Genomic DNA, 19,322 nt, shown 5'->3' with positions numbered 1-19,322 from the left:
GGGGTGTTCAGCTCCCGGACCCCGGCGGACCAGGGGGGGGGGGGGGCAAAAAGCCGACGGCCCCCCCACGGGCCCCCGGTGCCCCCCCCCCGGGCGCGGGGGCCCCGTACCGGGACTGTCTTAGGAGCTAGGAGCTCACACACCCGAACCTGCGGGCACGGAGTCGGTCGCCTCCGTCCACAGATCCTGCTCGGCGCGATCCGCCTGGATCTGGCGGTACACGAGGAGCCCGCCGATGGCGGCCAGTGCGACCAGGAGCAGCTTCTTCACTGCGCTACCTCGTCTCTTTCTTGACGTAGGGGACCTCTGGCGCCCGATGATACACACCGACCGATACCGATCGGTGACCTATGACCGGCATTGGCCAATGAGAAACCGGGAAGGAAGCGGGGATCAACTCCCTGCCCCCATACGACATCAGCCTGGACGAAGAAGATCTCCATCCAGGCTGATTGCGACGGTGGGGCTAACAGGACTTGAACCTGTGGCCTCTTCCTTATCAGGGAAGCGCTCTAACCGTCTGAGCTATAGCCCCGCGCTGCACCGAAAGATTAGCGCACCACCTGCCCTGTCCCAAAATCGGTAACGGGCGGCCCGCTACTCGTCCTCGGCCAGGGTCAGCTCGACGCCGCCCACGAAGCCCGCCGACAGGTTGTAGATGAAGGCCCCGAGCGTGGCCAGCGCGGTCGCCAACACCACATTGATCACGGCGATGATCCCGGTGAACCCCAGGACACGCGGAAGCGACAGGAAGGACTCCAAGTCGAACCCGCTGCCCTTCTGCGACTCCGTGGCGTCGCTGATGGTGCCGCCCACCGCGCTGAAGACGCCCATGGCGTCCATGACCATCCACAGCACCGCCACCGCGATCACGGTGCAGATCCCCAGCGCGATCGCCAGCAGGAAGCTGACCTTCATGACCGACCACGGATCGACCCTGGCAACCCGCAGCCGCGCCTTACGGGTCCGCGGCGCCGGACGGGCCCCCGCGGACGTACGGGGGCGGCGGACGGCCGTGGCGGCCTGCTGGTGCCCCGTCTGGCCCGTCTGGCCCGTCTGGGCCGTCTGGGCCGTCTGGGCCGACTGGGCCGTCTGGGCCGTCTGGGCCGACTGGGCCGACTGGGCCGACTGCCCGGGCACCGAGCCGCCCCGTCCGGCCCCGCCGCCGGGCGGCGGGGCGTATGCCTGCGGCGGGTGGTACGGCTGCGCTGGCTGGGCGGGGGCGGGTCGCTCGTTGGGGAGCGGGCTGGAGTACTGGGGCTTGGGGTGCGGATCGCGCTGCGGCCGCAGCTTCCGGGTCTCGGTCACCGCCGCGGCGGAGTCCCCGGCCGGGCCACGGGCGCCGTCCCCAGCGGTGTGACCGCCCGTCGGGGCTCCCGATCCCGGACGCCCTCCGGCGTCCGCACCGCCGCCCGCGGCACCCGTGGCTCCACTCACGACTTACTCCTCGGTCTCGTCGGCCGGGGGCGCTGTGCCCTCGGCCGCCTCGGACTCGGCCTCCTCGGCTGGCGCGTTCGCGGTCGCGATTTCTTCCTCGACCTCTTCAGCCTCACGACCGGCCTCGGCGTTCCGGGCGATGCCGACGACGGCATCGCGCTTGCCCAGGTTGATCAGTTGGACGCCCATGGTGTCACGGCCCGTCTCCCTGACCTCATTGACCCGGGTACGGATCACGCCACCGCTGAGCGTGATGGCGAGGATCTCATCGGTCTCCTCGACCACCAGCGCCCCGACCAGGGAACCACGGTCCTCGACGATCTTCGCCGCCTTGATGCCGAGACCGCCGCGCCCCTGGACGCGGTACTCATCGACATTGGTCCGCTTCGCGTACCCGCCGTCGGTGGCGGTGAACACGAACGTACCGGGCCGGACGACATTCATCGAGAGGAGTTCGTCACCCTCGCGGAAGCTCATGCCCTTCACACCGGAGGTCGCGCGCCCCATTGGCCGCAGCGAGTCATCGGTCGCCGTGAACCGGATCGACTGCGCCTTCTTGCTGATCAGCAGCAGATCGTCGGCGGAGGAGACCAGCTCGGCGCCGATCAGCTCGTCCTCGCGGCCGTCGTCCATCTCCCGGAGGTTGATCGCGATCACACCGCCCGAGCGGGGCGAGTCGTAGTCCTTCAGCGGGGTCTTCTTCACCAGGCCGGACTTGGTGGCCAGCACCAGATACGGCACCGCGTCGTAGTCCCGGATCGCCAGGATCCGCGCGATCTTCTCATCCGGCTGGAAGGCCAGCAGATTCGCGACATGCTGACCGCGCGCCTCCCGGCCCGCGTCCGGAAGCTCGTACGCCTTCGCCCGGTAGACGCGGCCCTTGTTGGTGAAAAACAGCAGCCAGTGGTGGGTGGTCGAGACGAAGAAGTGGGAGACGATGTCGTCCTGCTTGAGCTTCGTCCCGCGCACGCCCTTGCCGCCGCGCTTCTGCGAGCGGTAGTCCTCGGTCTTGGTGCGCTTCACATAGCCGCCGCGCGTGATCGTGACGACGATGTCCTCCTCGGCGATCAGGTCCTCGATGGACATGTCGCCGTCGAAGGGGACCAGCTTGGAGCGCCGGTCGTCGCCGTACTTCTCGACGATCGCGGTCAGCTCCTCGCTGATGATCTGCCGCTGGCGCTCCGGCGAGGCGAGGATCGCGTTGTACTCGTTGATCTTCGCCTGAAGCTCATCGTGCTCCTGGACGATCTTCTGGCGCTCCAGGGCGGCCAGCCGCCGCAGCTGCATCTCCAGGATCGCGTTGGCCTGGATCTCGTCGATCTCCAGCAGACCCATCAGGCCGCCGCGCGCGGTATCGACCGTGTCACTGCGCCGGATCAGCGCGATGACCTCGTCGATCGCGTCCAGGGCCTTGAGCAGACCGCGCAGGATGTGCGCCCGCTCCTCGGCCTTGCGCAACCGGAAGCGGGTCCGGCGGACGATGACCTCGACCTGGTGGGTGACCCAGTTGCGGATGAACGCGTCCAGCGAGAGGGTGCGCGGCACACCGTCGACCAGCGCCAGCATGTTGGCGCCGAAGTTGGTCTGCAGATCGGTGTGCTTGTAGAGGTTGTTGAGGACGACCTTGGCGACCGCGTCCCGCTTGAGCACGATGACCAGGCGCTGGCCGGTGCGCGAGGAGGTCTCGTCGCGGACGTCGGCGATGCCGCCGACCCTGCCGTCCTTCACCAGGTCGGCGATCTTCTGCGCGAGGTTGTCCGGGTTCACCTGGTACGGCAGCTCGGTGACCACCAGGCACTGCCGGCCCTGGATCTCCTCGACCTCCACCACCGCGCGCATGGTGATCGAGCCGCGCCCGGTGCGGTACGCCTCCTCGATGCCCTTACGGCCGACGACCAGCGCCCCGGTCGGGAAGTCCGGGCCCTTGATCCGGTCGACCAGGGCGTCGAGCAGCTCCTCCTGCGTGGCCTCGGGGTTGGCCAGGGCCCACTGGGCGCCCTCGGCCACCTCGCGCAGATTGTGCGGCGGGATGTTGGTGGCCATGCCGACCGCGATCCCCGCCGAGCCATTGATCAGCAGGTTGGGGAAGCGGGCCGGCAGGACCGTCGGCTCCTGGTTACGGCCGTCGTAGTTGTCCTGGAAGTCGACGGTCTCCTCGTCGATGTCCCGGAGCATCTCCATCGACAGCGGCGCCATCTTGCACTCGGTGTACCGCATGGCCGCCGCGGGGTCGTTGCCCGGGGAGCCGAAGTTGCCGTTGGAGTCGACCAGCGGCATCCGCATGGACCACGGCTGCGCCAGCCGCACCAGCGCGTCGTAGATCGACGAGTCGCCGTGCGGGTGGTAGGTGCCCATGACGTCGCCGACGACGCGGGCGCACTTGTAGAAGCCCTTCTCGGGGCGGTACCCGCCGTCGTACATCGCGTACAGCACCCGGCGGTGCACCGGCTTGAGGCCGTCCCGGACGTCGGGCAGCGCACGGCTGACGATCACGCTCATCGCGTAATCGAGGTACGAGCGCTGCATCTCCGTCTCGAGGCCGACCGGCTCGACGCGGAGGGCGGCGCCGTCGGCGAGCTCGTCGGGGGTCAGGTCGTCGGGCGTGTTCGGGGTGTTCTCGTCGGCCATTGCTGGTCAAAGTCCTTCTGTCGTCTGCGGCTGGGGGCCGACTCAGATGTCGAGGAAGCGGACATCCTTGGCGTTGCGCTGGATGAACGAGCGCCGTGCCTCGACGTCCTCACCCATGAGGACCGAGAACAGGTCGTCGGCCTGGGCCGCGTCGTCCAGCGTGACCTGGCCCAGGACGCGGTGGTCCTGGTCCATCGTGGTCACCCGCAGCTCTTCGGCGTTCATCTCGCCCAGACCCTTGAAGCGCTGGACCGAGTCGTCCCTGATGCGCTTGCCCTGCTCCCGGCCGGCCTGGATCAGCGCGTCCCGCTCCCGGTCCGAGTACGCGTACTCGACCTCGTCCCGACCCCACTTGATCTTGTAGAGGGGCGGACGGGACAGGAAGACATGCCCCGCCTCGACCAGCGGGCGCATGAAACGGAAGAGGAAGGTCAGCAGCAGGGTGTTGATGTGCTGGCCGTCGACATCGGCGTCCGCCATCAGAATGATCTTGTGATAGCGGAGCTTGGCGATGTCGAAGTCCTCGTGCACCCCGGTGCCGAAGGCGGAGATCAGCGCCTGGACCTCGTTGTTCTGCAGGATCTTGTCGACCCGGGCCTTCTCGACGTTGAGGATCTTGCCTCGGATCGGGAGGATCGCCTGATACTGCGGGTTACGGCCGGACTTGGCCGAGCCGCCGGCGGAGTCACCCTCTACGATGAAGATCTCGCACTTCACCGGGTCGTTGGACTGGCAGTCGCTCAGCTTGCCCGGCAGCGACGCGGTCTCCAGCAGCCCCTTGCGACGGGTCAGATCGCGCGCCTTACGGGCCGCGACGCGGGCCGTGGCCGCCTGGATGCCCTTGCGGACGATGTCCGCCGCCTCGTTGGGGTTGCGGTCCAGCCAGTCGGCGAGATGCTCGTTGACGATCTTCTGCACGAAGGTCTTGGCCTCCGTGTTGCCCAGCTTGGTCTTGGTCTGGCCCTCGAACTGGGGCTCGCCCAGCTTGACCGAGATGATCGCGGTAAGACCCTCACGGATGTCCTCACCGGTGAGGTTGTCGTCGCGCTCCCGGAGCAGCTTCTTGTCGCGCGCGTACTTGTTGATCAGGTACGTCAGCGCGGCGCGGAAGCCCTCCTCATGGGTGCCGCCCTCATGGGTGTGGATGGTGTTCGCGAAGCTGTAGACACCCTCGGTGTACTGGGCGTTCCACTGCATCGCGATCTCGAGGGAGAGCATCCGCTCCTTGTCCTCGGCCTCGAAGCCGATCACCGTGGGGTGGACCAGCTCGCCCTTGCGGGAGTTGAGGTACGTGACGAAGTCGACGATGCCGCCCTCGTAGTGGTACTTCACGGAGAGCGGCTTGCCCTCCTCGTCCACATGGGCCTCGCGCTCGTCCTTGAGCGAGATCGACAGGCCCTTGTTGAGGAACGCCATCTCCTGGAAGCGCCGGGCCAGCGTCTCGAAGGAGTACTCGGTGGTCTCGAAGACGTCCGGGTCCGCCCAGAAGGTGACCGTGGTGCCGGTCTCCTCCGTGGCCTCGTTCCGGGCCAGGGGCGCGGTCGGCGCTCCCGTCTTGTAGTCCTGGGTCCAGCGGTAACCGTCCGTCTTGACCTCGACCGAGACCTTCGACGACAGGGCGTTGACGACGGAGACGCCGACGCCGTGCAGACCGCCGGAGACGGCGTAGCCGCCGCCACCGAACTTACCGCCCGCGTGCAGCACGGTCAGCACGACCTCCACGGCCGGCTTCCCCTCCGACGGGACGATGCCCACCGGGATCCCGCGGCCGTTGTCCACGACGCGGACGCCGCCGTCGGCGAGGATCGTGACCTCGATGCTGTCCGCATGACCGGCCATGGCCTCGTCGACGGAGTTGTCGACGACCTCCTGGACGAGGTGGTGCAGGCCGCGCTCACCGGTGGAACCGATGTACATACCGGGTCGCTTGCGGACCGCCTCCAGCCCCTCCAGAACGGTGATCGCACTGGCGTCGTACGACGGCGGAGCCAAGGCCTCGCCGTCGGGCGTGGACGGGATGTTTTCGATGGGGTTGCCGGAATCGGCCACGAAGCGCCCTTTCTGGCACAGCACAAGCCGTCTCCGGGCAGGCAGGAGCGGCTGCGTCGTTCAACATGTGTCCGCAAGCGCTCGGTGCGCCAGCGGCGACGGTGTACGGCCCCAGTCTACCGGTAGCGCCGACAAGAATGGGGGCTTGCTGCCGCCTGAGTCCGCATGTGCCGCCCTGAACCGGCCGCCGCCGACTCCCCATATGCGGGGACGGGCTCCAAGAGGCTCACGCCGCCACTCAGCGCTTCGGGCTGTCAACCACCGGCTACCGTGACCGGGGTCTCAGCAGTCACCCTGTTACCCCCGGTTAACACCAGGGCTCGAACCCCGGTCAGCCGTACGTGTCACCCGGGCCCGTGGAGCCCGGGGAGCGCAGCTGGCCGTAGCGCCGAGGCGGGCCGCCGGGGCCCATAACCTTGATCAGCTTCACCGTGCCCTGGCCCAGATCCGCGTTGAGCCGGGCCACGAGCTGGGGCGCGAGCAGCCGCAGCTGGGTCGCCCACGCCGTCGAGTCACAGCGCACCGTGAGCACCCGGGCGTCCTCGTCATAGCGCTGGGGCTCGCAGTGCTGGGCCACCTCGGGGCCCACCATCTGGGGCCAGCGGCCCATTACCCCGCCGACCGCGGCCGGGGTCTCCCAGCCACGCTCGGTGATCAACCGGTTGATCGCCGCACCGAGCGGAAGCGGATCGCGGCCATCGGCGCGCGCGCCGGAGCGCAAGCCCCCTCTGCGCGCCTGCTTCTTCTGCTGGGCCGCGGCCCCCCGGGCGCGCGCCTGCTCCTTGGCGGCGCGCAGCGCCACCCGCGCCAGATCGACGCCTGAGGGCTCGGGCACCGGCGAGGCCCCGGGCACCGCAGGGGGCCGTGCGGGCTGGTCCATCGGATCCGTCATACGCGCCGCACCTCGCCCTCGGACACCGCATAGCGCGTGCCGGTCAGCACATTCGGGACGTCGTCCTCCACCGCCGCGGTCACCAGCACCTGCTCCCCGGGGGCGACCAGCTCGGCCAGCCGCTCCCGGCGCCGCTCGTCCAGCTCCGCGAAGACGTCGTCGAGCACCAGCACCGGCTCACCCGCCTCGGTGCGCAGCAGATCGTAGGAGGCCAGCCGCAGGGCGAGGGCGTACGACCAGGACTCGCCATGGCTGGCGTAGCCCTTCGCCGGGAGCCTGCCCAGCTTGAGCACCAGGTCGTCGCGGTGCGGGCCCACCAGCGTGACCCCGCGCTCGATCTCCTGCTTGCGGGCCTCGGCGAGGGCGGCCATCAGCAGCTCGTACAGCTCCTCGCGGCTGCCCGCGTCGGCCAGCCCCTCACCGGCCGAGCCGCGGTACTCCAGCAGCACGGGGCCGCCGCCGGGGGCGAGCTGCTCGTACGCCTTGTCGGCGAGCGGCTGGAGCACGGAGATCAGATCGAGCCGCTGGGCGAGCAGCTCGGCACCGGTCCGGGCCAGATGCTGATCCCAGACGTCGAGAGTGGACAGGGCCGCGTCGCCGCCCCCGCCGCGCGAGCCGTGGCGCCGGGCCAGGGCGGCGGTCTTCAGCAGGGTGTTGCGCTGCTTCAGCACCCGGTCGTAGTCGGAGCGGACCCCCGCCATCCGGGGCGCCCGCGCGGTGATCAGCTCATCCAGGAACCGGCGGCGCTCGCCCGGATCGCCCTTGACCAGGGCCAGATCCTCGGGCGCGAACAGCACCGACCGCAGTATCCCCAGCACATCACGCGGCCTGACCTGCGACGATCGATTGATACGGGCGCGGTTGGCCTTGCCCGGGTTGAGCTCGAGCTCGATCAGCTGCTGCCGGTCCCCCTGGACGACCGCGGCCCGGACCACGGCCCGCTCCGCGCCCATGCGCACCAGCGGGGCGTCGGAGGAGACCCGGTGGCTGCCCAGGGTGGCGAGATAGCCGACGGCCTCGACGAGATTGGTCTTGCCCTGGCCGTTGGGCCCGACGAAGGCCGTGACGCCCGGGTCGAGCGCCACCTCGGCCCGGACGTACGAGCGGAAGTCGGCGAGCGAGAGATGCGTGACGTGCATAGTGGGCTGCGCCGACCTCCCCCGGCAGTACTGCTGCTTCCGACCCCGAGGGGTGGTTACTTCTCGTTGCTCTCGACCGCGTGGCCACCGAACTGATTGCGCAGCGCGGCGACCATCTTCATCTGCGGCGAGTCCTCCTGGCGGGAGGCGAACCGGGCGAAGAGCGACGCGGTGATCGCGGGCAGCGGCACGGAGTTGTCGATCGCGGCCTCCACGGTCCAGCGGCCCTCACCGGAGTCCTCCGCGTAGCCCCGCAGCTTGCCCAGGTGCTCGTCCTCGTCCAGGGCGCGGACGGCCAGGTCCAGCAGCCAGGAACGGATGACGGTGCCCTCCTGCCAGGAGCGGAAGACCTCGCGGACGTCGGTGACCGAGTCCACCTTCTCCAGCAGCTCCCAGCCCTCGGCGTACGCCTGCATCATCGCGTACTCGATGCCGTTGTGGACCATCTTGGCGAAGTGGCCCGCGCCGACCTTGCCGGCGTGGACGGCGCCGACCTCGCCCTCGGGCTTGAGCGCGTCGAAAATCGGCTGGACCTGGGCCACATGGTCGGCGGTGCCGCCGTACATCAGCGCGTAGCCGTTCTCCAGACCCCAGACACCGCCGGAGACACCACAGTCGACGAAGCCTATGCCCTTGGCGTTGAGCTGCTCTGCGTGCTTCTCGTCGTCGGTCCAGCGGGAGTTCCCGCCGTCCACGACGACATCGCCGGGCGACAGCAGCTCGGCCAGCTCATCGATGGTGATCTGGGTGGGGACGCCCGCCGGGACCATGACCCACACCACTCGGGGGCCCTTGAGCTGGTTGACGAGCTCATCGATGCTGTGGACATCGGCGACGTCCGGGTTGCGGTCGTATCCGATGACCGTGTGGCCTGCGCGGCGGATGCGCTCGCGCATGTTGGCGCCCATCTTGCCGAGGCCGATGAGACCGAGCTCCATCAGTGATCCTTTGTGCCGTAGTCCGTTGCGTTTCGCGGTGAATCCGAGCCTACGCCCGCGGGTTACCGCACAGATGTGGGCTACACCCGCTCATTCGCTCGGCTTTCAGCCGCTCAGTCGGACCGGCATGATCAGGTACTTGTACGCCTCGTCCGCCTCGGCGTCCATGGCGGGCTTGCCACTCAGCAGAGCGGGCTTGGTCGAGGTGGTGAAGGACAGCTGGGCGACCGGCGAGTCGATCGCGCTGAGCCCGTCCAGCAGGAATGTCGGGTTGAAGGCGATCGAGATGTCGTCGCCGTCGAGCTGGGCGTCCACCCTTTCCACAGCCTGTGCGTCGTCACTGGATCCGGCCTCCAGGATCAGCACGCCCTGCTCGAAGGTGAGCCGCACCGGGGTGTTGCGCTCGGCGACCAGGGCCACACGCTTGACGGCCTCGACGAACGGGGCGGTCTCGATCACCGCGACCGAGTTGAACTCGGTGGGGAAGAGCGTGCGGTACTTCGGCAGGTCGCCCTCGAGCAGCCGGGTGGTCGTGCGGCGCCCGGCGCCCTCGAAGCCGATCAGACCCTCGCCCGCACCCGAGCCGGAGAGCGCGATCGAGACGGTGTCACCGCTGGTCAGCGACTTGGCGGTGTCGAGGAGCGTCTTGGCGGGCACCAGCGCGACGGCGGAGATGTCGGGGGTCTCGGGCTTCCACAGGAACTCGCGGACCGCGAAGCGGTAGCGGTCGGTGGAGGCCAGCGTGACGGTGTCGCCCTCGATCTCGATCCGCACACCCGTGAGCACCGGCAGGGTGTCGTCACGGCCGGCGGCGATGGCGACCTGGGCCGCGGCGGCGGCGAAGACCTCACCGGGGACGGTGCCCGTCGCGGTCGGCATCTGCGGCAGCGCGGGGTACTCCTCCACAGGCAGGGTGTGGAGTGTGAATCGCGAGGAGCCACAGACCACGGTGGCCCGCACCCCGTCGGTGGAGATCTCCACAGGCCGGTTGGGGAGGGCGCGGCAGATGTCGGCGAGGAGCCGGCCGGAGACGAGGACGGTGCCGTCGTCCTCGATGTCGGCCTCCACCGAGACGCGGGCCGAGACCTCGTAGTCGAAGCCGGAGAGGCTGAGCGCGCCCTCCTCCGCCTTCATCAGGATTCCCGCGAGGACGGGCACCGGCGGTCGGGCCGGGAGGCTGCGGGCTGTCCAGGCCACCGCCTCCGCGAGTACATCGCGCTCCACCCGGATCTTCACCGTAAGCCGCCTCCTGCTGTTGCTGGCTCGCCCTGCTGGCCTTCGTCGTCGGCTGTGTTGCCGGAGACCAGTCTGACGCACGCCGCCGACAGTCGGTGCGGCTCGGGGTCAAGTCGGTGCGCGGGGTGTCGGGCGGCTCGGCCCGAGGTTGTGCACAGGCCCCACTTCGAAGCGATTTCCTCGCTATCTCTATGTGGTCGTAGTAGTAGGCCCTGTGGAAACCGTGGAAAACTCAATCTGCCCTGGTCAGAGGCGCTTTTTTATCCACCGGGCCTGTGGGTGGGGGCGGTGGACAACCAGGGCTTTCTGTGGATGCCGAAGAGTTCTGCACATGCGATGCACAGACATCGCCCGGTTCTCCCCAGCACCGTCCCCAGTTTTACCCACCTTCCCCACAGCCCAACCCGGCTCTTCGGTGTGACGCCTTTCACTCTCCCCGGTGACCGTGGCCGTTTCGTTGCCGAACAGTGGACAGCGGTGTGGAGAAGCTGTGGGCAACGGGCCTTCGGCTGTGGGTTGCCGGTGGACAAGCTGACGCGCGGCCTGTGGACATCTTGATCGTCCACAGTCTGTGGACTCCGGTTAGCCACAATTCCACAACCGGCTGACCTCGGGGGATCCCCTTTCCACCGGGCACCCTGTGGACGCGATCGGGACAACTCCCGTGTCCCCAGGGTGTGGACGGTGGATGAGCTGTGGATCTGTGGAGAACCGGGCCGGCCGGGCAGGGAATCGAACAGCTTCGTGGCGGTGAACGACGAGGGACGGCGATGTAACGAGGGAGGACGACGAAGGGCGCCCCGGGAGATGTCCGTCCCGGAGCGCCCTTCAGCGGTTCGTGGTGGCCCCTGCGGGCCCCTCTCAGCCGTTCTTGATGCGGTTGGTCAGCTCGGTCACCTGGTTGTAGATGGAGCGCCGCTCGGCCATCAGCGCCCTGATCTTGCGGTCGGCGTGCATCACGGTCGTATGGTCCCGGCCGCCGAACTGCGCGCCGATCTTGGGCAGCGAGAGATCGGTCAGCTCCCGGCAGAGGTACATCGCGATCTGCCGCGCGGTGACCAGCACCCTGCTGCGGGAGGCGCCGCACAGATCGTCGACCGTGTGCCCGAAGTAGTCGGCGGTCGCGGCCATGATCGCGGTGGCGGTGATCTCCGGGGCCGCGTCCTCGCCGCCGGGGATCAGATCCTTCAGCACGATCTCGGTGAGCCCGAGGTCGACCGGCTGCCGGTTCAGGCTCGCGAAGGCCGTCACTCTGATCAGCGCGCCCTCCAGCTCACGGATGTTGCGGGAGATCCGCGAGGCGATGAACTCCAGTACCTCCGGCGGCGCGTTCAGCTGCTCCTGCACCGCCTTCTTACGGAGGATCGCGATGCGCGTCTCCAGCTCCGGCGGCTGCACATCGGTGATCAGGCCCCACTCGAAGCGGTTGCGGAGCCGGTCCTCCAGGGTGACCAGCTGTTTGGGCGGCCGGTCGGAGGAGAGCACGATCTGTTTGTTGGCGTTGTGGAGCGTATTGAAGGTGTGGAAGAACTCCTCCTGCGTCGACTCCTTGCTCGCCAGGAACTGGATGTCGTCGACCAGCAGGATGTCCATGTCGCGGTAGCGCTTGCGGAACGCGTCCGCCTTGCCGTCGCGGATGGAGTTGATGAACTCGTTGGTGAACTCCTCCGAGCTCACATAGCGCACCCGGGTGCCGGGGTAGAGGCTGCGCGCGTAGTGCCCGATGGCATGCAGCAGGTGGGTCTTGCCGAGCCCGGACTCGCCGTAGATGAACAGCGGGTTGTACGCCTTGGCCGGCGCCTCGGCGACGGCGACCGCCGCGGCGTGCGCGAAGCGGTTGGACGCGCCGATGACGAAGGTGTCGAAGAGGTACTTGGGGTTCAGCCGCGCGGTCGGCTCACCGGGGCCGGACGCGGGCGCGGGCTGAGCGGCGAGCGGGCCGGGGGCGCCGGTCTGCGAGGGCAGCACGGGCGGGCCGCCGCGGGCGCGCTCGAGCGGGTCGGGCAGATCGTGGCGCTGCTCGTACGGCGGGCGCTCGGGGCTCGCCCCGGGGCCGGGGATGCCGCCGTGGCCGTGGCCGTGGCCCGGCCCGGGGCGCTCGGCGCCCGGACCGCGGTAGTCGCCGCGCGGCTGCTCGTACGGCTGCTGGTCATAGCCGGACTGCTGGTCATAGCCGGACGAGGTGCGCCGGGAGGCGTACGGATCGTTCTCGGGGAAGCCGCCGAGCCGGGGCTGCTGCCAGCCGTAGTCGTCACGGCCCCGCGGCCAGGCGCCCGGTTCGGGGCGCGACTGCTGATACCCGGGGTACGCGGGGCGGGCCGACGGAAGATCGTCCGGCGCCTGGCGGCCATAGCCGTCCCGGCCGTCGTAGCTCTCGTAGGACTCGCGCTGCTCGCGCGGGGGCTGCGGGGGGACGATCGGTTCGCCGGCGGACTCGTCCACGGTGATCGCGATGCGGATCGGGCGGCCGCACTCCCGGCTCAGCGTCTCGCTGACGACGGGGGCCAGCCGGCCCTCCAGTACGCCCTTGGCGAATTCATTGGGGACGGCGAGCAGCGCGGTGTCGGCGACCAGTGCGAGGGGCTGGCACCGCTTGATCCAGTGCTCGTCCTTGGCCTCGACGCCTTGTCCGCCGTGCTCGGAGCCCTCTCCCAGCAGCCGCTCGAGCACACGTGGCCACACTGCGGCAAGATCGGCAGGTACGTCAGCCACAGGGCACGCTCTCTCAGCTCGCTGGGTGGGGGACGCCGACAGGTCCCACGAATGCGTGGTTCTCGGGACGGGCGTGAAGGAATCAGAGCCCAGCCACGGTAGTCAGGCCGGGGTACAGGGTTCAAGTCGTTGTCCACAGGGTGTGTACAAATGTGCCATGCGATGTCGCCGGGCGTTCCCTTGCCCCTAGGCTGGGGGTGGATAGCGCGCTGTCAGGGTGTCGGCCACCGGTTTGACCGGATGGCGTAACCGCGCGTACCGTAACCAGGTCGAGTTGTCGATGGCTGCTGCCGCCTGCCTCCGATGGGCAAGATTCACGGGCTGATGATCCGTGGTCGTGAAGCGGTGCACTCGGGCGTATTGCGAGCTACTCGTGGGCGCACGGTGACAGCCAAGCGATAGACCTCCGCCATCCGATTCATTTCTGGAGCCCCCGAGTGAGCAAGCGCACCTTCCAGCCGAACAACCGTCGCCGCGCGAAGACCCACGGCTTCCGGCTGCGGATGCGCACCCGTGCCGGCCGCGCGATCCTCGCGTCCCGCCGTAGCAAGGGTCGCGCCCGCCTGTCGGCCTGAGCAGCCTGACTCAAGGTCCATGACGTGCTGCCTACCGAACATCGGCTGAGGCGGCGCGAGGACTTCGCGGCCGCGGTACGCCGAGGACGCAGGGCCGGGCGCCCGCTCCTTGTCGTGCATCTTCGCACCGGCCTCACCAGCGGTGATACGGACCCGCACGCATCCGGGGAGAGTGCTCCTCCGGCGCGTGCGGGTTTCGTCGTAAGCAAGGCGATCGGCGGTGCCGTCGTCCGCAATCTGGTGAAGCGGAGACTGCGCCATCTGATGCGGGACCGCATCGACCGATTTCCCGCAGGTAGCCTTGTGGTCGTACGGGCGCTGCCCGGCGCGGGTGAGGCGGGTCACGACCAGCTGGCCCGCGATCTCGACACGGCAGTGCAGCGGCTACTGGGAGGGGTGCCGCGATGAAGTACCCGCTGCTGTGGTTGATCAAGCTGTACCAGTGGACCATCAGCCCGATGCTGGGACCGGTCTGCAAGTACTACCCGTCGTGCTCGCACTATGGCTATACGGCCATCAACCGGCACGGCGCGGTGAAAGGAACGGCGCTGACGGCCTGGCGCATCCTGCGCTGCAACCCATGGTCACTCGGTGGCGTCGACCACGTCCCGCCCCGGAAGCGTCCGGTGTGGCACCAGCGGCTGCGGAACCGCCTCGGCGGGCATCCGGCTGTGGAGCCTGCCGCACAGCCCGAGACCCAGCCCAAAGCCCAAGGAGCCTGATTCGTGGACACGATCCTCGGTCCTCTTTATGACGTAGTTTCCTGGATCATCGTCCAGTTCCACTCGTTCTACAGCTTGATCTTCGATCGGGACAGTGGCTGGGCGTGGGGTCTGTCCATCGTTTCGCTGGTGGTGCTGATCCGGATCTGCCTGATCCCGCTCTTCGTGAAGCAGATCAAGTCGACGCGGAACATGCAGGCGCTCCAGCCCAGGATGAAGGCGATCCAGGAGCGCTACAAGAGCGACAAGCAGCGCCAGTCCGAAGAGATGATGAAGCTCTACAAGGAGACGGGTACCAACCCGCTCTCGAGCTGTCTGCCGATCCTCGCGCAGTCGCCGTTCTTCATCTCGCTGTACCAGGTGCTCAACCACATCGCGAACAACAGGACGGTCGGTGTCATCGACCAGTCGCTGCTGGACAGCGCCCGTAACGCCCATATCTTCGGCGCTCCGCTGTCGGTGAAGTTCATGGACTCGGCCTCGAAGGTCGAATCCCTCGGCGCCTCGCTGACCGACGTCCGCATCGTGACGATCACCATGATCGTCCTGATGTCGGCTTCGCAGTTCTTCACCCAGCGCCAGCTGATGACCAAGAACGTCGACCTCACGGTGAAGACGCCGTTCATGCAGCAGCAGAAGATGCTGATGTACGTCTTCCCGATCATGTTCGCCGTCTTCGGCATCAACTTCCCCGTCGGTGTCCTCGTCTACTGGCTGACCACCAACGTCTGGACCATGGGCCAGCAGATGTTCGTCATCCGCCGGAACCCGACCCCGGGCAGCGTGGCCTTCAAGGCCCGCCAGGAGCGGCTGCGGGCCAGCGGCAAGCTGAAGGAGGAGCCGGCCGAGGTCGCCGCGAAGGAGGCGGTCGAGACGGCGCGTGCCAACCGTCAGCAGCCCAAGCGCCAGACCAAGGCGCAGCGCTCCACGACCGGCCACAGCAAGGCCAGCTCGCAGCCGGATCCCTCGGCCTCCATGGAGAAGTCCACCGAGGACGAGTCCGTCGAGAAGCAGGGGCCGGGGCAGAAGAAGGGCGCGCAGGGCGGCAAGCCGGCCGGCGGCGGCTCGGCTTCCGGCTCCTCCCGTGGCTCGAAGTCCGGCCAGCGCAAGGGCCAGCAGCGCCCCAAGCACCCGTCCAAGAAGTAACGAAGGAGTCCATCCGTGACGGAAGGCACCACCCCGGCAGCCGAGGGTGTCGACACCCTGACCCGCCTTGAGCAGGAAGGGGAGATCGCGGCCGACTACCTCGAGGGGCTGCTGGACATCGCGGACCTCGACGGCGACATCGACATGGACGTCGAGGCCGATCGCGCAGCGGTGTCGATCATCAGCGACTCGACCAGCCGTGATCTGCAGAAGCTGGTCGGCCGCGATGGCGAGGTGCTGGAGGCCCTTCAGGAGCTGACCCGCCTCGCGGTGCACCGGGAGACCGGTGACCGCAGCCGGCTGATGCTCGACATCGCCGGATACCGGGCCCGTAAGCGTGCCGAGCTGACCGAGCTGGGCACCAAGGCGGCCGAGGAGGCGAAGGGCACCGGTCAGCCGGTGAAGCTCAAGGCGATGACGCCCTTCGAGCGGAAGGTGGTGCACGACGCCGTGGCCGCCGCCGGGCTGCGCAGCGAGTCCGAGGGCGAGGAGCCCCAGCGCTGCGTGGTCGTGCTTCCGGTCTGAAGCGGTTCCGCCTCGTGATCCACACGGCCCCGTCTGTACGCAGACGGGGCCGAATCTTGTCAGCCTTACATCATCGTTCAGCAGAGTGTTCGGTACGGAAGGACGGTCCCCGTGACGGAAGCAGCGGAGCTCCCCCCGGCGCCCCCCGAGGCAAGGGACGTATTCGGTGACCGTTTCCCGGAGGCCGTCCGCTATGGCGAGCTGCTGGCGGATGTGGGGGTGACCCGTGGGCTGATCGGCCCGCGTGAGGTGCCGCGGCTGTGGGAGCGGCATCTGCTGAACTGCGCCGTGCTCTCCGAAGTGGTGCCCGAGGGGGTCACCGTCTGCGATGTGGGCTCGGGGGCCGGGCTCCCGGGTATCCCGCTCGCCCTGACCCGTCCCGATCTCCGGATCACCCTGCTGGAGCCCCTGCTGCGCCGGACGAACTTTCTGCGGGAAGTGGTGGAGCTGCTGGGGTTGGAGCATGTGACGGTGGTGCGCGGCCGCGCCGAGGAGGTCCTCGGGAAGCTGACCCCGATGCATGTGGTGACGGCACGGGCGGTGGCCCCGCTGGACCGGCTGGCCGGCTGGGGGGTTCCGCTGCTGCGCCCGTACGGCGAGATGCTGCTGCTGAAGGGCGACACCGCCGAGGAGGAGCTGAAGCAGGCTCGGGCCGCGCTGGGCAAGCTGGGCGTGGTGGGGACCTCGGTGCTGCATGTCGGTGAGGGAGTGGTGGACCCGCCGTCCACGGTGGTGCGGGTCGAGGTCGGGGAGAGCCCCGGGGGTGTGCGCTTCGCGGCGAAGCGGGCCAAGGCGGCTCGCCGGTCGCCACGCCGTCGGCCCTGAATCAGGGATATTGCTCCATACAAGCTGGCAAAACTACACATACCGGAGTGTCGCGACCCATCGACGAGTCCTCCCGTGCATCGTGTTTCACGTGAAACGTCGCTCCCTGCTGCATGGAATCATCAGTCGCGGTCGTGCGGCGGCCTTGCCCCGCGACCGCCGACCCCGTAGGAACGTGGATTCATCCACAGGAGAACGGGCCTCGCTGGTTCACGACCCCAAAAGCATGACAGGCTCTGCTTATTGCGAGCCTGATGTCGAGGAGAGTGAATCCTTGCGGTCCGACGCCAACATCGCGGGGCCGATGACCGATCCGGTCCCCGGCCCCCGTACTGAATCGCCGGGGGAGGATGTTTCACGTGAAACGCCGCCTCCGATGGACGACACCCCTATCGGCCGTGCCGCTCAGCTGGCGGTCGAAGCCCTGGGCCGCGCCGGTGAGGGGTTGCCCAGGCCGGAGCAGACCCGGGTGATGGTGGTCGCCAACCAGAAGGGCGGGGTCGGGAAGACCACGACCACGGTCAATCTGGCCGCCTCGCTCGCCCTGCACGGTGGTCGCGTACTGGTCATCGATCTCGACCCACAGGGCAATGCCTCGACGGCGCTGGGGATCGACCACCATGCCGAGGTGCCATCGATCTATGACGTGCTGGTCGACAGCAAGCCGTTGTCCGATGTGGTGCAGCCGGTCCCGGATGTGGAGGGCCTCTTCTGCGCCCCGGCCACGATCGATCTGGCCGGTGCCGAGATCGAGTTGGTCTCCCTGGTAGCCAGGGAGAGCCGGCTTGAGCGGGCCATCGAGGCGTATGAGCAGCCACTGGACTACATCCTGATCGACTGCCCGCCCTCGCTGGGCCTGCTGACGGTCAATGCGCTGGTGGCCGGCGCGGAAGTGCTGATCCCGATCCAGTGCGAGTACTACGCACTGGAGGGGCTGGGGCAGCTGCTGCGGAATGTGGATCTGGTGCGGGGCCATCTCAACCCCAAGCTCCATGTCTCGACGATCCTCCTCACCATGTACGACGGTCGCACCCGGCTGGCCTCACAGGTCGCCGACGAGGTGCGGAGCCACTTCGGCGGTGAGGTGCTCCGAACGAGCATTCCCCGATCGGTGCGCATCTCCGAGGCCCCCAGTTATGGGCAGACCGTCCTCACCTATGACCCGGGGTCGAGTGGGGCGCTCTCCTATCTGGAGGCGGCCCGCGAGATCGCCCTCAGAGGTGTCGGCGTGCACTACGAAGCCCAGCACGCCCATGCCTTGCCCGAGCTCAGCCAGCACGACCAGCACAGCAGCATGCAGGAGGGGATTCAGTGAGTGAGCGACGCAGAGGACTGGGCCGTGGGCTCGGTGCCCTGATCCCTCCCGCGCCGAAGGGGGCGGACAACGCCGCGTCCTCGGCGGGGGCGGGCACGGTCACGACGACCGGGGCTACCACCTCACCGACCGCGGTCCCGGTGCTCACCCAGGAGCGCGGAGTGGCGGCGGCCAAGGTGGCCGGACTGGCCACGCACACCGTTCCACAGGAAACCGAGCCCGCACCGCGGGAGCAGGAGCCCGAGGCCGCCGCCCCGGTGGCGATGCCGGAGGAGGTGGCCGGGGCTCACTTCGCCGAGCTGCCGCTGGACTTCATCACCCCCAACCCGCGGCAGCCCCGTGAGGTCTTCGACGAGGACGCGCTGGCCGAACTGGTCACCTCCATCCAGGAGGTCGGTCTCCTCCAGCCCGTCGTCGTACGGCAGTTGGCGCCGGAGCGCTATGAGCTCATCATGGGCGAGCGCCGCTGGCGGGCCTGTCGTGAGGCCGGGCTGGAGAGGATCCCCGCGATCGTCCGGGCCACCGATGACGAGAAGCTCCTTCTCGACGCGCTGCTGGAGAACCTCCACCGGGCCCAGCTGAATCCGCTGGAAGAGGCGGCGGCGTACGACCAGCTGCTGAAGGACTTCAGCTGCACGCATGACGAACTGGCCGACCGCATCGGGCGCTCGCGCCCACAGGTCTCCAATACGCTGCGGCTGCTGAAGCTCTCCCCGTCCGTCCAGCGCAGGGTGGCCGCCGGGGTTCTCTCCGCGGGCCATGCCCGGGCGCTGCTCTCCGTGGACGACCCGGAGGAGCAGGACCGGCTGGCCCATCGCATCGTCGCCGAAGGGCTCTCGGTGCGTGCGGTCGAGGAGATCGTCACCCTGATGGGGTCGCGCTCCGGCGGTACGACCAAGCCCAAGAGTCCGAGGGCGGGTGCGAGGGTGTCCCCCGCGCTCACGGATCTGGCCTCACGTCTCTCCGATCGGTTCGAGACGCGGGTGAAGGTCGACCTCGGTCAGAAGAAGGGAAAGATCGTCGTCGAGTTCGCCTCGATAGAGGATCTCGAGCGGATCCTCGGCTCGCTGGCCCCCGGCGAGGGGCCGGTGCTGGAGCAGCCGCTCTCCTCCGAGGGCGGGGCGGCGGACGAGGACGAGTGAGGCGCTGCCCGTGCGGTTCATGCCGTACGGAAGGGCAGCGC

17 protein-coding genes and 1 tRNA gene are annotated in these 19,322 nt (G+C 68.6%); 8 read left to right on the top strand and 10 right to left on the bottom strand.

The window, feature by feature from the left end; all coding sequences use genetic code 11:
* Positions 1–135: 135 nt before the first annotated feature.
* From ACFXB5_RS32450 to dnaA, 10 genes are all read right to left on the bottom strand, one after another.
* Positions 136–270, bottom strand: coding sequence for a DLW-39 family protein (locus ACFXB5_RS32450; RefSeq protein ID WP_003958712.1), 135 nt, complete (start codon positions 268–270; stop codon positions 136–138).
* Between the two features lie 191 nt (positions 271–461).
* Positions 462–535, bottom strand: a tRNA-Ile gene (locus tag ACFXB5_RS32445).
* Positions 536–597: 62 nt separating this feature from the next.
* Positions 598–1,437 carry a DUF3566 domain-containing protein gene (locus ACFXB5_RS32440; RefSeq protein ID WP_385214549.1) on the bottom strand — a complete coding sequence of 280 codons (840 nt, stop codon included), beginning with the start codon at positions 1,435–1,437 and terminating at the stop codon, positions 598–600.
* Between the two features lie 3 nt (positions 1,438–1,440).
* The gene (gyrA, locus tag ACFXB5_RS32435) at positions 1,441–4,065 is read right to left on the bottom strand and encodes a DNA gyrase subunit A (RefSeq protein WP_385214547.1); all 2,625 of its coding nucleotides are present in this window, start codon (positions 4,063–4,065) and stop codon (positions 1,441–1,443) included.
* Positions 4,066–4,107: 42 nt separating this feature from the next.
* Complete coding sequence (gene gyrB / locus ACFXB5_RS32430) at positions 4,108–6,138, bottom strand: DNA topoisomerase (ATP-hydrolyzing) subunit B (protein WP_385214545.1); 2,031 nt, start codon at positions 6,136–6,138, stop codon at positions 4,108–4,110.
* A 307-nt stretch (positions 6,139–6,445) separates the two neighbouring features.
* Positions 6,446–7,006 (bottom strand): DUF721 domain-containing protein, encoded by a 561-nt coding sequence (locus ACFXB5_RS32425; protein WP_385214542.1) that lies wholly within the window; start codon positions 7,004–7,006, stop codon positions 6,446–6,448.
* Positions 7,003–8,145: a DNA replication/repair protein RecF gene (gene recF / locus ACFXB5_RS32420; RefSeq protein ID WP_385214539.1), complete on the bottom strand. Its 1,143-nt coding sequence runs from the start codon at positions 8,143–8,145 to the stop codon at positions 7,003–7,005. Before recF ends, ACFXB5_RS32425 begins: the two co-directional genes overlap by 4 nt.
* 56 nt (positions 8,146–8,201) lie before the next feature.
* Positions 8,202–9,083, bottom strand: coding sequence for a phosphogluconate dehydrogenase (NAD(+)-dependent, decarboxylating) (gene gnd, locus ACFXB5_RS32415; protein WP_385214536.1), 882 nt, complete (start codon positions 9,081–9,083; stop codon positions 8,202–8,204).
* Between the two features lie 105 nt (positions 9,084–9,188).
* Positions 9,189–10,319 carry a DNA polymerase III subunit beta gene (gene dnaN / locus ACFXB5_RS32410; protein WP_385214534.1) on the bottom strand — a complete coding sequence of 377 codons (1,131 nt, stop codon included), beginning with the start codon at positions 10,317–10,319 and terminating at the stop codon, positions 9,189–9,191.
* 861 nt (positions 10,320–11,180) lie between these two features.
* Positions 11,181–13,031: a chromosomal replication initiator protein DnaA gene (gene dnaA, locus ACFXB5_RS32405; protein WP_385214531.1), complete on the bottom strand. Its 1,851-nt coding sequence runs from the start codon at positions 13,029–13,031 to the stop codon at positions 11,181–11,183.
* Between the two features lie 437 nt (positions 13,032–13,468).
* Between dnaA and rpmH the strand changes: the two genes are divergently transcribed.
* The 8 genes from rpmH to ACFXB5_RS32365 all read left to right on the top strand — a co-directional run bounded on the left by rpmH (position 13,469) and on the right by ACFXB5_RS32365 (position 19,281).
* Positions 13,469–13,606 (top strand): 50S ribosomal protein L34, encoded by a 138-nt coding sequence (gene rpmH, locus ACFXB5_RS32400; protein WP_003956500.1) that lies wholly within the window; start codon positions 13,469–13,471, stop codon positions 13,604–13,606.
* A 24-nt stretch (positions 13,607–13,630) separates the two neighbouring features.
* The gene (rnpA, locus tag ACFXB5_RS32395) at positions 13,631–14,014 is read left to right on the top strand and encodes a ribonuclease P protein component (protein WP_037954594.1); all 384 of its coding nucleotides are present in this window, start codon (positions 13,631–13,633) and stop codon (positions 14,012–14,014) included.
* Entirely contained in the window at positions 14,011–14,328 is a 318-nt protein-coding gene (gene yidD, locus ACFXB5_RS32390; RefSeq protein WP_020869966.1) for a membrane protein insertion efficiency factor YidD, read from the top strand. Before rnpA ends, yidD begins: the two co-directional genes overlap by 4 nt.
* A 3-nt stretch (positions 14,329–14,331) precedes the next feature.
* Entirely contained in the window at positions 14,332–15,474 is a 1,143-nt protein-coding gene (yidC, locus tag ACFXB5_RS32385) for a membrane protein insertase YidC (protein WP_385214528.1), read from the top strand.
* Positions 15,475–15,489: 15 nt separating this feature from the next.
* Positions 15,490–15,999 carry a R3H domain-containing nucleic acid-binding protein gene (locus ACFXB5_RS32380; protein WP_020869968.1) on the top strand — a complete coding sequence of 170 codons (510 nt, stop codon included), beginning with the start codon at positions 15,490–15,492 and terminating at the stop codon, positions 15,997–15,999.
* A gap of 111 nt (positions 16,000–16,110) precedes the next feature.
* Positions 16,111–16,824: a 16S rRNA (guanine(527)-N(7))-methyltransferase RsmG gene (rsmG, locus tag ACFXB5_RS32375; RefSeq protein ID WP_037954600.1), complete on the top strand. Its 714-nt coding sequence runs from the start codon at positions 16,111–16,113 to the stop codon at positions 16,822–16,824.
* Between the two features lie 226 nt (positions 16,825–17,050).
* Positions 17,051–18,139 carry a ParA family protein gene (locus tag ACFXB5_RS32370; protein WP_385214524.1) on the top strand — a complete coding sequence of 363 codons (1,089 nt, stop codon included), beginning with the start codon at positions 17,051–17,053 and terminating at the stop codon, positions 18,137–18,139.
* Complete coding sequence (locus ACFXB5_RS32365) at positions 18,136–19,281, top strand: ParB/RepB/Spo0J family partition protein (protein WP_385214521.1); 1,146 nt, start codon at positions 18,136–18,138, stop codon at positions 19,279–19,281. The genes ACFXB5_RS32370 and ACFXB5_RS32365 overlap by 4 nt, the downstream gene beginning before the upstream one ends.
* Positions 19,282–19,322 lie beyond the last annotated feature (41 nt).

Source organism: Streptomyces sp. NPDC059455 (genome assembly GCF_042750115.1).
Lineage (GTDB): Bacteria > Actinomycetota > Actinomycetes > Streptomycetales > Streptomycetaceae > Streptomyces > Streptomyces endocoffeicus.
The sequence above is the reverse complement of the archived record's forward strand: the minus strand, read 5'-3'. Positions and strand labels throughout refer to the sequence as shown.